This window comes from Nostoc sp. UHCC 0252, from assembly GCF_034931145.1.
GTDB lineage: Bacteria > Cyanobacteriota > Cyanobacteriia > Cyanobacteriales > Nostocaceae > Nostoc.
On sequence record NZ_JAYGHE010000003.1, the window covers coordinates 65,307 to 80,962 of the forward strand.

At 41.4% G+C, this 15,656-nt stretch carries 12 protein-coding genes; 7 read left to right on the forward strand and 5 right to left on the reverse strand.

Features of this window, described 5'->3' with window-relative positions; genetic code table 11:
- Positions 1–70 precede the first annotated feature (70 nt).
- Positions 71–5,563, forward strand: a complete 5,493-nt coding sequence (locus tag VB732_RS02490; RefSeq protein WP_323229229.1) for an AAA family ATPase — start codon at positions 71–73, stop codon at positions 5,561–5,563.
- Positions 5,564–5,787: 224 nt separating this feature from the next.
- Here VB732_RS02490 and cysK read toward each other — a convergent pair whose 3' ends face one another.
- Complete coding sequence (cysK, locus tag VB732_RS02495; protein ID WP_323229230.1) at positions 5,788–6,747, reverse strand: cysteine synthase A; 960 nt, start codon at positions 6,745–6,747, stop codon at positions 5,788–5,790.
- Between the two features lie 995 nt (positions 6,748–7,742).
- Here cysK and VB732_RS02500 point away from each other — a divergent pair.
- From VB732_RS02500 to VB732_RS02525, 6 genes are all read left to right on the forward strand, one after another.
- Positions 7,743–8,165, forward strand: a complete 423-nt coding sequence (locus tag VB732_RS02500) for a hypothetical protein (RefSeq protein WP_323229231.1) — start codon at positions 7,743–7,745, stop codon at positions 8,163–8,165.
- Positions 8,166–8,209: 44 nt separating this feature from the next.
- Positions 8,210–8,491 carry a hypothetical protein gene (locus tag VB732_RS02505; RefSeq protein WP_174710804.1) on the forward strand — a complete coding sequence of 94 codons (282 nt, stop codon included), beginning with the start codon at positions 8,210–8,212 and terminating at the stop codon, positions 8,489–8,491.
- Positions 8,492–8,493: 2 nt separating this feature from the next.
- Positions 8,494–8,805 carry a hypothetical protein gene (locus tag VB732_RS02510; RefSeq protein ID WP_012407155.1) on the forward strand — a complete coding sequence of 104 codons (312 nt, stop codon included), beginning with the start codon at positions 8,494–8,496 and terminating at the stop codon, positions 8,803–8,805.
- Positions 8,806–9,066: 261 nt separating this feature from the next.
- Positions 9,067–9,429, forward strand: a complete 363-nt coding sequence (locus VB732_RS02515) for a hypothetical protein (RefSeq protein WP_323229232.1) — start codon at positions 9,067–9,069, stop codon at positions 9,427–9,429.
- 135 nt (positions 9,430–9,564) lie between these two features.
- Positions 9,565–10,572, forward strand: a complete 1,008-nt coding sequence (locus VB732_RS02520; protein WP_323229233.1) for an LLM class flavin-dependent oxidoreductase — start codon at positions 9,565–9,567, stop codon at positions 10,570–10,572.
- Positions 10,562–10,936, forward strand: coding sequence for a hypothetical protein (locus VB732_RS02525; protein WP_323229234.1), 375 nt, complete (start codon positions 10,562–10,564; stop codon positions 10,934–10,936). The genes VB732_RS02520 and VB732_RS02525 overlap by 11 nt, the downstream gene beginning before the upstream one ends.
- 583 nt (positions 10,937–11,519) lie before the next feature.
- Here the strand turns inward: VB732_RS02525 and VB732_RS02530 are convergent.
- The 4 genes from VB732_RS02530 to hypE form a co-directional block, all read right to left on the reverse strand.
- Positions 11,520–13,103 carry an alpha-amylase family glycosyl hydrolase gene (locus VB732_RS02530; protein WP_323229236.1) on the reverse strand — a complete coding sequence of 528 codons (1,584 nt, stop codon included), beginning with the start codon at positions 13,101–13,103 and terminating at the stop codon, positions 11,520–11,522.
- Positions 13,104–13,317: 214 nt separating this feature from the next.
- Positions 13,318–14,169 (reverse strand): hydrogenase nickel incorporation protein HypB, encoded by an 852-nt coding sequence (hypB, locus tag VB732_RS02535; protein WP_323229237.1) that lies wholly within the window; start codon positions 14,167–14,169, stop codon positions 13,318–13,320.
- The gene (gene hypA, locus VB732_RS02540) at positions 14,160–14,501 is read right to left on the reverse strand and encodes a hydrogenase maturation nickel metallochaperone HypA (RefSeq protein WP_323229238.1); all 342 of its coding nucleotides are present in this window, start codon (positions 14,499–14,501) and stop codon (positions 14,160–14,162) included. Before hypA ends, hypB begins: the two co-directional genes overlap by 10 nt.
- A 13-nt stretch (positions 14,502–14,514) precedes the next feature.
- The gene (hypE, locus tag VB732_RS02545; RefSeq protein WP_323229239.1) at positions 14,515–15,603 is read right to left on the reverse strand and encodes a hydrogenase expression/formation protein HypE; all 1,089 of its coding nucleotides are present in this window, start codon (positions 15,601–15,603) and stop codon (positions 14,515–14,517) included.
- Between the last annotated feature and the right edge of the window lie 53 nt (positions 15,604–15,656).

Here is a 15,656-nt window from a genome sequence, read left to right on the forward strand (position 1 = left end):
TTTGTCACAAATGTTACAACGCTAAACTTGCATGGGCATATTAAGAATGCTTATATTGCAAGAGAAAACAATGACAGCTACTTTATCTGGTTATCAACTCCTCGAAACTCTTCACTCCGGTAGTAAAACCGTCATTTATCGTGGACGGCGAGAAACTGATAACGCCTCTGTCATTGTCAAAACTCTCCTATGCGAACATCCGCTCTTAGAAGACATAGCTAGACTGCGCCACGAATATCAAATTATTGAGCCTCTGCAAATTCCTGGCATTGTTAAAGCCTACGAGTTAAAGAATTATCAGCATGGACTGGCTTTAATTTTAGAAGACATTCCAGGTTGCTTGCTCCAAGAACTGATTGCAACTCAAACAACCACTTTAATTACTTTCCTCAAGGTGGGGATTAGCCTAGCAAATATTTTAGGAGAACTGCACGCCCAACAGATTATTCATAAAGATATTAAGCCGCACAATATTTTAATTGACCCCAATTCTGGGGAAGCCAAACTGATTGACTTCAGTATCTCCTCGCGCCTTGATAAAGAAAATCCCACCTTGAGCAATCCTAATTTGCTCGAAGGTACGCTTGCGTATATGTCACCTGAGCAGACCGGTAGAATGAATCGGGCAGTTGACTATCGCACCGACTTTTATTCACTGGGTGTCACCTTGTATGAAATGCTGACGGGTATTTTGCCCTTTCAAGCTGTTGATCCGATGGAGTTAATTCACTCTCACATTGCCAAAATACCAGCCGCACCCTGTAGTGAAACTGTCTGTCGCGTTCTGGGAGATGTGCCAGAAGCGATTAGTGCAATTATTTTAAAATTATTAGCGAAAACAGCAGAAGAACGGTATCAAAGCGCCTGGGGACTGAAAGCGGATTTAGAAGAATGTTTGTTTCAACTGCAAACGACTGGAAAGATTGAAAACTTTGTACCGGGAAGACAGGACAAATCCGGGCATTTTTTGATTCCGCAAAAGCTATACGGACGCAAAGCAGAAGTGGCAACATTGATGGCTGCGTTTGAGCGTGTGGCAGGTGGTAGCAGTGAACTTATGCTCGTCTCTGGTTATTCGGGAATTGGCAAGACAAGTGTTGTCAATGAAGTTCATAAACCAATTGTGGGAGCAAAGGGTTATTTCATTGCAGGTAAGTTTGACCAGTTCAAGCGCAATATTCCTTATGCATCATTGATTCAGGCGTTCCAATCCTTGATTGGGCAATTACTCACCGAAAGCGAAGCCCAAATCCAAGTGTGGAAAGAGAAACTCCTAAGCGCGTTGGGAGAGAATGGGCAAGTCATTATCGATGTGATTCCCGAAGTCGAACTAATTATTGGAACTGTGCCACCCGTAACACAACTAGGTGCGGCTGAATCTCAAAATCGTTTCAATCGCATTTTTGGGCAATTCATTGGCGTATTCACGACCCAAGACCATCCTCTGGTTGTGTTCTTGGATGATTTGCAGTGGGCAGACTCGGCATCGCTGAACTTAATTGAGCTATTGATGACAGATAGCGATGCCTACGGCGGCAAGCCACGCAAATATTTATTGTTAGTCGGCGCGTATCGGGATAACGAAGTGTCGCCCACCCATCCGCTTATGATGAGTTTGGATAAAATTCAATCTTCTGGTGCGGTAGTAGATAACATCGTTTTGGCACCATTGCAGTTAACCGATGTGGAAGCATTAATTAGCGATACGTTGAATGACACAGAAGCCAGCAAGCCATTAGCAGAATTACTGTTCCACAAAACTGGAGGAAACCCTTTCTTCTTAACGCAACTGCTGAAAACTCTACATCAAGAAGACTTGTTAACGTATGAGTTTCATTCAGGAGTATGGCAGTGGAATATCCAACATATTCAAGCGATCGGTCTTACTGATCTAAATGTTGTTGAACTAACCGCGAGAAATATTCGTAAACTGTCTCTAAAAACGCAAGAAGTACTCAAACTGGCTGCTTGTATTGGCAACACGTTCAATCTGGATGTATTAGCGATCGTTAACGAAGCATCTTCCCTAACGACTGCGGCGCAATTGTGGTCTGCGCTGCAAGCTGGGTTAATTCTGCCCTTAAATCAGGATTATAAAATTCCCTTAGCGTTTAATCAGGAGGATTTAGGCGGCGTTACCCTAACAGATGTCAAGGTTGATTACAAGTTTTTACATGACCGAGTACAGCAAGCAGCGTATTCTCTAATTCCTGATGAACAGAAGAAAGCAACGCATCTCAAAATTGGTCAATTACTGCTGCTAAATACTACATCAGAAGAACGCAAAGAAAATATATTTGCTTTAGTGAATCAACTCAATTACGGTGCTGATTTACTGATATTTGAAACAGAAAAATATGAATTTGCTGAACTCAATCTGATCGCAGGTCAAAGAGCAAAAGCAGCTACAGCGCATGATTCTGCCATAAAATATTTGCAAGTCGGTTTAGGATTGTTAGCAAAAGATAGTTGGCACACTCAGTATGACCTAACATTAGCACTGCATGAGGAAGCAGCAGAAGCAGCTTTTTTAAGCGGTGATTTTGAAGGAATGCAGAGGTTCGTTGAGGTAGTACAAAACTGTGCCAAAACGCTGCTAGATAAAGTGAATGTGTATGAAGTCCAGATCCAAGCTTACATAGGGCAAAACAGGCTGCTAGAAGCAGTTAATACGGCGCTACAAGTTTTAAAGCAGTTAGGGGTGGAGTTTCCCCAAGAGCCGAACGCGTCAGATATTGGGCAAGCACTAGGGGAAACTGCGGCAATTTTGAGTGGAAAGCGAATTGAGGATTTAACTGACCTGCCTCAAATGAGCGATCGCTATAAATTAGCAGCGATGAGGCTTATGTCAAGTATCTTTGCTCCTGCATACATGGCTGCGCCAGCACTGGTTCCATTGACGGTGTGCAAACAAGTAAATTTATCCGTTCAATATGGTAATGCTTCTGTCTCTCCCTTTGCTTATGCCAATTATGGTCTTCTTCTTTGCGGAGTTGTAGGAGATATTGATTCAGGTTATCAGTTCGGTCAATTGGCTTTAACTCTAGTGTCAAAGTTAAATGCTCAAGAAATCAAAGCCAAGACACTCCTGATAGTAAATACATTTATCCGACCTTGGAAAGATCATCTGAGAGAAACCTTAGAACCTTTTGTGTCAGTTTACTCTAGCGGACTGGAGACAGGTGATTTAGAATTTGCTGCTTATGGTCTACTAATGTACTCTTATCTCGCTTACTTTAGCGGCAAAGAACTGACTGTCCTTGAAAAAGAGATGGCAATCAATAGAGATGCTATTCATAAAATCAAGCAAGAAACACCGCTTCATTATCTAGAAACCTATCGGCAGGCTACATTAAATCTGCTCGGAAAAAGTGAAAATCTCTGTCTTCTAAAGGGTGAAGCCTGCGATGAGCAGATTGCCTTTCTATTACACGAACAAGCGAACGACAGATTGGGAGTTGCCTACATATATTGGAACAAACTTTTACTTAGTTACTGGTTTGAAAATTACTCAGAAGCGATTGAAAATACTGTCATAGCAGAGAAATATTTGGACGCAGTGATAGGATTGCCTCTTGTTCCTCTATTCCATTTTTACGATTCTTTAGTACAGCTAGCGGTGTATTTCGATCGCCAAGAGTTAGAGCAAAAGGCAATTCTCGATCGCGTCCGAGCTAATCAAGAAAAAATGCAGAAATGGGCGCATCATGCGCCAATGAATCATTTACACAAATTCTATCTAGTAGAAGCAGAACGGCATCGGGTTTTAGGGGAAAAAATCGAAGCCATCGAGATGTACGATCGCGCGATCGCACTTGCCAAACAAAACGAGTACATCAACGAAGAAGCACTCGCCCACGAACTTGCTGCCAAATTCTATTTGTCATGGGGTAAAGAAGCGATCGCTCAAACCTACATGACAAATGCTTACTACGCCTATGGCAATTGGGGTGCGATCGCTAAAGTCAAAGATTTAGAAGCACGCTATCCCCAATTGATTGTGCAATCAAATACAGAAAAACTAGAAACGAATTACTTGCAAACTATTCAAACAAGCTCTACGACTACCGGAAGCAGTCAAATTCTCGATCTAATCACGGTGATGAAAGCTTCACAAGTCTTGTCAGAAGAAATGGTGCTGAGTCGCTTGCTCGAAAAATTGATGAAAAATGTCATCGAAAATGCTGGCGCTCAACAAGGTTACTTTATTGCTAAACACAAGAATAAATGGATCCTAGAAGCGACGGGAATAGTTGTAGGTAAGGAGGTTAGTGTTGTTGTTAACGCAGAAGATAAAACTAATTCACCCTTACTCCCGGTTGCTTTATTCAATTATGTCGAAAGAACCAGAAACAATCTGGTTTTAGACGATGCTGTTAAAGACTCCCGTTTTGCAGCTGATGCTTATATCACCACTTACCAATCTAAGTCCATTTTGTGTTTACCATTGATTCACTCTGGCAAGTTTACTGGTATTCTTTATTTGGAAAATAATCTCATTTCTGGTGCATTTACCCCAGAACGGGTAAATGTGCTGAGTCTGTTGATAGCACAAATTTCGATTGCGATCGATAACGCTCGTCTCTACACTAACCTGCAAGCTTACTCGGAACAACTGGAAGCTAAATCACAAGAACTCGAAGCTAATAATGAAGCTTTGCAAGCATCCGAAATGCGAGAGCGAGAAAAAGCGGAACAACTCGAAAAATCTTTGCATAAATTGCAACAAACTCAGGCTCATCTTGTGCAGACTGAGAAAATGTCAAGCTTAGGGCAACTAGTAGCTGGCGTTGCCCACGAAATCAACAATCCAGTCAATTTTATCTTTGGCAACCTAACTCATGCCAACGGCTACACCCAAGATGTGCTAGGACTGCTGGAACTTTACCAGAAACATTACCCATCTCCACATCCAGAGATTCAGCAAGAAGCGGCGGCGATCGATTTAAATTTCCTGCTAGAAGACTTGCCTAAGCTACTGTCTTCTATGCGGGTTGGCGCAGACCGAATTCGGCAAATTGTTGCTTCCCTGCGAACCTTCTCACGTATGGACGAAGCCGAGATTAAAGCCGTTAATATTCATGAGGGAATCGACAGTACTATCATGATTCTGCAACATCGCCTCAAAGCAAAGTCAGATCGTGTCGGTATTGAGTTGATTAAACATTACGGCAACTTGCCCCAAGTGGAATGCTATGCAGGGCAGCTAAATCAAGTGTTTATGAATGTGTTGAGTAATGCGATCGACGCTTTAGAAGAGTCATTAGCGGACAATCAAGGACAAATAACAACTCCAACTATTACTATTTACACTGAGCAAATTGATGCTCATAAAGTCGAAATTCGGATTGCAGATAATGGTCTGAGTATACCAGAGTCCGTTCGGCAACGTCTGTTTGATCCTTTCTTCACTACAAAACCTGTGGGCAAAGGCACAGGTATGGGCTTGTCGATTAGTTACCAAATCGTCACCGAAAAACATGGTGGTTCACTCTCTTGCACCTCAGAACCCGGCGAGGGAGCGGAGTTTCAAATCCGCATTCCAGTTTGTCAGTCAACTTAAACCCCAGCGAATAGAATAGAGCCTCCGGCACGCTATGCGTTAAGCGAAGCTATGCCGTTGGCGAAGCCTCTCGTAGAGAAGGCTTTACGCGCCTACACAAACAAAGTCCGCGGAGGCGGACTAAGGAAAAATCCAGGGTTTGAACCCACGGAGGTGGGTTTTGCTTGTGTAGACGCGGTTTATAACCGCCCTTTTAACGTAGCTGTACGCACCTACAATTATCCTTACCGGACACCAGCAGTTTCTAAAGCCAAGTCTTGAAACATGGGTGTGCTGAGGTAACGTTCGCCAAAGGAAGGTTGAATCATTACAATTAAACGTCCAGCATTTTCTGGGCGTTTGCCTACTTGAATTGCGGCACACAAAGCTGCACCAGAAGATATCCCAGACAATAAGCCTTCTTCTTTTGCCAAACGTCGCCCAAAAGCGATCGCTTGTTCATCGCTGACTCTAATTACTTCATCAACTAATTCCAGACGCAGAACATCGGGGACAAATCCGGCACCAATACCTTGAATTCTGTGTGGCCCGGCTTCACCACCTGAGAGAACTGGGCTGTTGCTGGGTTCAACTGCGATCGCCTGAAAAGTCTTCTTACGCTGTTTGAGTACTTCTGCAACCCCAGTAATGGTTCCACCAGTACCTACCCCAGCAATGACGATATCCACTTCCCCGTCTGTATCTGTCCAAATTTCTTCTGCGGTGGTTTCCTGGTGAACCTTGGGATTAGCAGGGTTGCGGAACTGTTGCAGCATAAAAGCATCAGGAGTATTAGCCACAATTTCTTCAGCTTTGCGAATAGCTCCCCGCATTCCCTCAACGCCTGGTGTTAACTCCAAAGAAGCACCATAAGCCCTGAGCATAGCCCGTCGTTCTTGGCTCATCGTCTCTGGCATTGTCAAAATCAAACGGTAGCCACGCGCTGCTGCTACCATCGCTAGAGCAATTCCTGTATTCCCAGAGGTAGGCTCAACTAAAATCGTCTTTCCAGGCTCAATTGAGCCAGCCGCTTCTGCTGAAAGTACCATACTTAACCCAATGCGGTCTTTCACCGAAGCGGCTGGGTTCATCCCTTCTAATTTGACAACTATCCTTGCTACTACTCCCTCAGCTTGAGGAATTTTGTTCAGTTGAACTAAAGGAGTCCGTCCGATCAGTTCTGTTATGTCTTGAGCAATCCGCATTATTTAACTCCTAATAATTCTAAATCTTAGTACAGAGTATTTACTTATAACAGTCAGCTTTTGTGTATTTATTTTGCAGTTTAGTGTCAATGAGTGCATATACTATGTATTCTAACTAAACCACAAAATCTGAAAGTTTAGGCAGAACTTTTATCAGATGCTCTCATTGATTCTCACTTCAGCAGATGTCTAGCTTGCCATTCTTTTATTTTACCATTTAGAATTGCTGACTATTGTCTCTTAGGCTAAGATAAATTTTTATATTTCTGTATATATGAATAATTTTTATCATCATTCTTTATTTGTTAGGGAAATATAACTGAATTTCAAAACATTTAATGGATTTTTTGAATTTATTAGTTTATCTTTATCAAAAGACATCGATATTTAGTTTTGAGTACAGATTTTGTCTACTAAAACTTGCATTAAAAACAGTTCCAAAGCTTTGCCTATATTGCTTTTAGATTGAGTACAAAAACACCAGAACCCCACTTCAAAAACACTAGTACCCCATCTCAAAAACACTAGCACCCATACCCCAATATTTTTTTACAATACTTATCTGATAGGGATTACAGCCGTTGAGTACTATTCTAATGAATTTAATAATCTTAACGGGGCTGGGGTAAACTGTTTTGTGGAGAGCGGCTGATATAAATCGTATAGGATTTACGCAGAGATTCCCCTCTACCCCCCAACATTCCTGAGCGAAAGCTGAGTGAACTAGGGGGGACTTCTTAATCTCCCTTTTGAGAGTAAGATGAAACCAGATTTCCGAATCTAAGTGCGTTTTTTGTAATTGAATAATCCTACGTTTTGCGAAAACTTTGGTAACTTTTCATTGGTCAGGAGTCAGTGAAAATTAGAAAAACATTTGACAACTTATGATTGTGAAAATTACCAATTACACATATTTTAATATCAAAACTGTTTGAAATAAACAGCAAAGGATATTTTCTTACTGGGTGCAGACTACCTAGCAAGGGAGAGCCAAGATGAAAGCAAAAGTTTTAAATGTCCTTACAGTTTGTGTAGTTACCTTAACAATGCTTTCTCCAGGGCTAGTAGTATTTGGCATAATTTGGGAGCGACATCTGGACTTAGTAAAATCTCAGAATTTAACTTACGAAGTTAACAAGATTACTAAAGATGCTCCCGCCTTGGCTCCCCAGACAGAGGTTACACATTCCCCTCAGACTAGCATCCAATCCTCTGATCGTAATGTGATTCATCAAATGCTGACTGTTGCTGAAAAATATAAATTTGCCGCTATCCTACAATGGTTCTTCTTGTTAACCCCTATTTGTGTTGGGTTAGGTATTCTCTTTTACGACAGATATCTTGTACATCGTGCGGCTGTCTTAAAAGAACAAGTTGAAATGTTAGAAAGGCTGTGGCAGCAAAGTATAGAACAGTGACCAATTCCCAATTCACTCACTAAAATCAACCAAAACAAAACACCATGTCAGAACAACGCCAGCAATTGTATTTTAACCTAATTGATGAATTGCTCAAATGCCCTAATGGTCAGGAACCAGAAGTTTTGGAAAGTAAGCCAGAATTAATTGATTCTGGTTTCGTAGAAACAATGTTACAAGTTGCAACTATGTTTGCCCATGAAGGCAATCAAGATGGTGCCAAATTTTTATTTTTTGTAGCGCGTGAGCTAGCTAAAGAACTGGGTTTATACCCAGAAGTTCCGAATACCGAAGTTGAGAATACCGAAGTCGCAAATAAGGAGTAAAAATGTTGTTGACTTCAACAGATGCGGGGCAAATTGCTTTAGAATTGCTCATGGCAGATTGGAATATTTCAGAAGAGAATCGGGAGTGGTTCACAATCTTTAACTCTCGTCTGATTGGCGAGAGTTGGTATACTGTGGAATTAGGTGTAGAAGGATTTCCCGATAGATGGTTTATTCAAGTATATGATACTGGAGCGTGCGATCCAAACTATACATTTATATCACCAATCCGTGGTTCTGAAGGATTTACAGACTTTGTAAATGTACCAGATATCATAGCGGAGGTTTTAGTTTGTGAGCGCAATGCTCGATAATAATTAGAAATTCAATGTTTAGAATTCAATATTTAAATGTACTACTAAATACATTTTGTTTGGATTCATAATTTTTGATATCAAAGTTTTGGGTACGAGGCTACTTTGATATTTCATTCAATATAAAGATGCTTTACGCAAATCGGAGGTGAGACCAAATAGGTACACCTCTTTTTTCTGTAATATTTAATATTTTATTTAAGCCTAAAAAGGTATTTTGTCATGTTTAATTGATAAAATTATGTTATATTAAATAGCGTGATGGACGCTACAGAAATATCAGTTCCAATGATTGCTGAAGATATCTTAGCCAAAGAATTCACAAGAGTCCTCAACGAATACTACCCAAAGGTTGGAGAATTACTAGACGGGTGTTATGTGAAAGTCATCACCTGTTTTTGGGGACGACCTGCGAGACGCTTGCAATATATAGGAATTTATTGCTCTGCCGAAATGATTTCCTGTGTTCAAGCCCACAAAGAAATACTCAGAGAAGTAGCAGACAACATGGGTCTAGTACAAGTAGTCTGCATGAATGCCAAGCGATTATTGCGCGATCCGATGTCGAACATCAAACACAATAACCCACGTCTATGGTTGGAGTTACAGTGGGTTGCAAATTAGTCTTTGATCGCATTAATTGAGAGGAGTAAATATGTTTGTAGTGGGGACTTTATTCCTCAAATATTTAAGCACTAAAGTGCTTACTACGAACATATTGACCACTAGAATAGCCAGCACAAAGTATTAACGCAAGTAATGAAAACTGGAATTTTCTGCAATTACGATAATCATCACCAAGATGCTCGTCGGGCCATCTTTGAGCAAGTCGCGCTGATAAAACAGGCAGAAAGTTTAGGTTTTGAGTCAGCCTGGGTGAGTGAACATCATTTTAGTGAATCCAATCTCAGCCCCTCCATGTTGCTGTTAATGGCACACTTGGCGGGGCTGACTTCAACTATCCAATTAGGGACTGCGGCGGTGTTACTGCCATTCCATAACCCGATTCGGGTAGCGGAAGATATCGCCACTCTGGATAACCTGTGCAATGGACGATTATTATTTGGAGTTGCTAAAGGCGGCCCCTTTCCTCAACAAAACAAACATTTTGCGACACTCCCAAGTGAAGCCCGTCCCAGAATGTTAGAGGCGATCGCACTGATTCACAAGCTGTTATATGAAACTGATGTATCATTTAATGGCAAGTATTATCAATGCGATCGCTTAACAATTTACCCAAAACCGTTGCAGAGTAAAGTACCAGTGTATGTTGCCACTGGTGGCGATGATGGTATCGAATTTGCTGCTAAACATTCCTTCAGCTTGATGGGTGGGCCGCCATTCTCCCTACAGAGATTGAAGGATACTGTTGCTAAATATCGAGCCTTAAATTCTAGTGGTGCAGAAAACTTCGTGCTGGCACGCTTTTTTTATGTTGCCAAAACATTTGATGAAGCAGTGAGTGAGGCATTGCCTTTCATCCGTCAATTTAGCCAGAAAATGACAGCTAATTCGGCTGAAGTATTGCAAAATAGTGCGAATCCCAACCAAAAACCATTTGACCGCACAAACATTTGTTTCGACGAAGATTATTTGATTGAAAACTCAATTATCGGTGATGTGGAGACTTGTCGAGACAAAATCAAGAAATTTCAGGACGAATTAAATTTAGGTACGTTAGCACTCAAACCCTCGTCCTCAGATATGCAAAAAAACCTGGAGAGTTTGACGCGCTACAACCAAGAGGTGCGAAATTATGTCTTCTAAACTATACCAGCTTCCTCCCGATGATTTACCTCCATCTGAGGTAACAAAAGAGGATGGAATGCTGCAAATGGAGCTAGAACAGTCTACAGGTAGATGCTTTTATCAAGCCTGCGATCGCATTACGCGAGTACTGTTATCTAATTGTCAGTGGTATCTCACAACAAATGCTGGCATCCTAACATTAATTGTTGACTGCCCTGACTTAGTATCTTACTGGCATATAGTCAGCAATATTGCCCAGTTGGGTAATAGGTTAGAGCGGTTTGCTAGCAATGGTAAAATTCGCGTTTATCCGCCATTTGGCAAGGGGATGCCATTTGAAATCAGCGTAAATGAAATATCAGCTTATCGAGATTGGCTTTGAGGTAAATAGAAACTGGGAATCACACAAAATATAGCTGTTTTACACCCTGTACTCCTAAAGTGCAGGGTGTTGCAATTTTTGTCAGAGTGGAACTGTCACGCTGACCGATATCCCGCCCAGAACTGAAGTTCAGGGCTGATAGCTAAAGTCCACTCAAGTGGACTAAATGATTAATTCAGTCCACTTGAGTGGACTTGGGCTATGAGACTCGGAATTTATTCCGAGGCGGAATAGAAACGCAGTGCGAGATTTATTAGGGACTTCCAAGAAATCAATTATCCAAATGAACGTAGACGCAAAGCGGTGAAGCAGCGCGGTCTTGGGGGTTTCCCCCATGAGCGACTGCTGAACCCGGAGGGCTTGCCGCAGGCTACCACAGAGACGCAGAGAACACAGAGATAGGAGAAATAGAGAAGATTTTTGAGTCAGTTTTAGGATATTTTTTTATTTGGAAGTCCCTTAACAAAGATATGGCTGCGGTAAGGCTTGTGTGTACACCGTAGCCTTAGCAAGTGGAGAGGATTAAGGAGTAAGGTTCTTCGGGTTTAATTAAGTAATCAGACAGACAGATTGTTAGCTGTAGTTACGCCAAAATCGCCATTCCTGAAGGAGGCAAATCAATTCGCACAGTTGCGCGACGGTCGTCATGATGTTGTACAGCTACAGTTTGTCCGCGCGGTGGGTAGCGTAAATATGAATCGCTCCAATCGCTTTTGTATAAAAAGGTCATAGTCGAGTCTGGAGAATGCATGTAAGTATCTACTGTTACTTCTGCACCGCGATTTTCTAAGCCGTTGGTATTCAGCACCATCAGCACTTCTGTGTCAAATAAAGTCTGTGACCAAGCAACTAATTCACCTTGTCCGGGAATCGAGAAGGGGGAGTCATAAAAGGATGTTTCGCGTAGGTAGTGATGTCCACGGCGCAATGCTTTACCAATTTTATCGTGACTGTTGCGGATACGCGCGATCGCAGCTATCCGCAAATAGGTAGGATGGTCGATATCGAAGAAATGACAGTCTGTTGTTTGAAATGCGCCAAAAGCACCGCCAAACATTGCTTCTTTGATATATCTATCTTTGGCAAAGCTTCCACCTTCTATGCTGTTATCGTGATAACCTTCATTCCCATCAAAAGCTTGTTCTGTCCCATAATAAATAACAGGAATTCCTGGCATAGTTAATTGCACAGCGACAGCATGAGCAACTTGCTCATAAAGATTAGGGACATTACTGTATGCGGCAAATCGCTGCTTGTTAGTCCGGGATGACATATCATCGTCATCCAAGATGGAGACATGATATATCCCAATTTGGCGGTATTCTCCAGCGAGGTTGTTTTCGCTATATAAATCGAAAAATTGCTTGGGGTGTACTAAACCTTTTGCAAATGCAGCTAATTCATTAGGAGTCTGAACGTTATCTAATACAGCACTGAGGTTGCGGGCAATAATGTCTATGTAAGCACCAGCCATACTACCGGAGGTTATTTCCCCAGTCAGTAAAAAGTTGTCTTTACCGATAGATTCGGCGTATTCACGGATAGCTGTGCAGAATTTGCGGGAATCTTCTGGAGAAACGTGCTTGAGGCTGTCTATCCGCAAGCCATCGCAGTCAGAAAGAGCAATCCAATATTGATAAACTCTGGCTCTAGCTGCAATTACCTCATCTCTGTTGAACCAGTTATCAGCACTCTGGTCGTATATTACATCAAGGATTACATACATCCGGCGATCGTGGGCAGCATCAATTAAATCTCTTAAATCTTGACGAGTGCCAAAGTGGGGGTCTATATCTAAAAATTCTTGGATGCGATCGCTGTGGTAAGCTTCTAATTCAGAATGTTGTCGCCAAGGTGGATTAATCCACAGCGTTGTTACTCCCAATCGTTGCAAGTAGTCTAACTTACTCTTAATTCCCCTAAGAGTACCACCAACATAGTTTGTACCTGCTGCCATCCAGTCGGCTTTGTCCTTAACCTGGAATTTGGAAGGGTTAATGTGGTCAAAAAGTTCCCTGTGATTTTCATTATCGTCACTGAACCTATCTAATAGCAATTGGTACAAAAACTGGTCGCGCCAATTGATAGGACTCGGATAAACTCTCCCTCGTGGTTTCAGGTCTGTTTCGGAGAGTTGCTGGGGTGTCAATTCTTCAACTTTAGCCATGAGGATTTACGCACAGATAGGAAAATGGCAGTATGCATCTCATATCTTGCAAAAATACTTCCAGTTTTCATTAACCCACAGAGGGATTTTGTAAATCCGTGGCTTAAGTTTGTGATAATAGGTTTTTAAAATTATCTTTCTCTTCCTTCTCTTCCTTCTCTGCGAGACGCTGCGCGAATGCGTCCTTTGCGTCCTTTGCGGTTCGTTAAAAAAATTACGTATCCTTCAAAGAAATTAGTGCTGACAAGTTCGTTACCTTTTCAGTTAGCCATTTATACCAATTTTTTAAGCCAGCACCAGTAGTTGCAGAAACCTGAAAAATCTGAATTTGGGGATTTACTTCCTTAGCATATTCTATGCACTTTTGAACATCAAATTGCAGGTAAGGTAGCAAATCAATTTTAGTGAGAATCATTACATCACTAGCACGGAATATATGCGGGTATTTTATCGGCTTATCTTCTCCCTCTGTGACGGAGAGAATCACGACTTTTGCATTTTCTCCCAAATCAAATAAGGCTGGACAAACCAAATTTCCGACATTTTCAATCATCACAACAGAATTCAGTGGCGGATTCAGTTGTTGTAAACCCCTGTCTATCATTGAGGCATCTAAATGACAGCCTGTTCCGGTATTGATTTGGATGACTTTAGAACCTGTTTCTTTAATTTTTTTGGCATCGTTAGCAGTTTCTTGGTCGCCTTCAATGACACTAATAGATAATTGATGTTTTAAATCATTAATAGTGCGAGTTAAAAGAGTTGTTTTCCCAGCACCGGGAGAACTCATTAAATTTAAAGCAAGAATATTTCGACCTTTAAACCATCCCCGATTTTGGGCAGCTAGCAGGTTATTTTTTGCTAATATATCCTGTTCTAAAGATATCGTTGTATTGTGTATTTTGGCATGAATTTGAGGTGCTTCTATATGAGTGTCATGACTGTGGGAGTGAGTGATGACAGTTCCATCTGGTAAAGTGTGAGTATGATGATGTTCAGCTTCATCTGTTTCTAAATTTGTAATTTTTATTTCGCCATCATCAGAACAACCGCAGGTTACACACATAATTCCTCTATTTCTATTTCTTTAATTTTAAGTTCTTCACCAGTAATTAAATCTAATTGCACGCTTCCACAATTACAAATTCCATAAGGTTTATCTAAATAAACTTCTGCGCCGCATTGGCGACATCGCCCTAAGCCAGGAATTTCCAAAATTTCTAATGTCGCCCCTTCTAAAACTGTGCCTTGGGTGCAAATATCAAAACAAAATCGGATTGCGTCGGGCATAATGGCTGAAAGTTTGCCAATTTCTAATAAAACTCGCTGTACTTTTGCACCTTTGGCGTGTTCAGTCACAATTGCCACAATATTTTGGGTAATTCCAAGTTCGTGCATACTATAAAATCTATTAACAAATTCGTGGTAATTGGTCGCCTACCAACATATCAACAATTCTTTCAGCACCAAAAATTGTTTTTAATAATACGATACCTGGGGGTGAAGGAATAACTTCGCCAATAATACAAGCATCTTTGCCTGCTGGGTGAGATTTCATAGCGGATAAAACGTTTTCAGCATTCTTTTTTGGAACCACTACAGCTAACTTACCTTCATTAGCTAAATACAATGGGTCTAAACCGAGAATTTCGCAAACTCCGTTGACTTCTTCCCGCACTGGAATAGATTCTTCGTACAGACGAATCCCCACATTGGAACTGAGGGCAAATTCATTTAATACTGTAGCTAAACCACCGCGTGTAGCATCTCGCATAGCATGAACTTGGGGACATGCATGGAGAATAGTTTCTACTAAACTATGCAACGGCTGACAATCACTTTCAATATTAGTGTCTAAGGCTAATTCCCCACGGGCAATTAAAATTGCTGTACCATGATTGCCTATTTCACCATTAATTATTACTGCATCTCCAGGTTTAATATTGTGGGCGGAAATGTTAACTCCTCGCGGGATGATACCAATACCAGCAGTATTAATAAAGAGTTTATCGGCAGCACCACGATGTACAACTTTTGTGTCACCAGTGACAATTTGAATACCCGCTTTTTCTGCGGCTGCTTTCATACTGTTTGCGACACGGCGTAAGGTTTCTACAGGTAATCCTTCTTCTAAAATTACGCTACAAGTTAGATATAAAGGTTTAGCACCACTGACAGCTAAATCATTAACTGTACCGTTTACGGCTAATTCTCCTATATCACTACCGGGGAAAAATAACGGGTCTACAACATAAGAATCTGTTGTAAATGCCAGTCTGTCTCCTTGTTGGAGGAGAGGGGCTAGGTTGAAGCTGGCTTGGTCTTCTAATTGTGAGAGAATTGGGTTATCAAAATTGTTGATAAAGATATCATCTATTAAATCGCGCATGGCTTTACCACCGCTACCATGTGCGAGAGTTATGTGAGTATCTTGCACTTTTCCTTGGCGACGGCGGATTTGTTCTATTTTTTGGATTGGGTTTGTGGGGGGGAAATTCATATTAAATTTTTTTTAAACGCAAAGGGACGCAGAGGGAAGCGCAGAGGTACGCG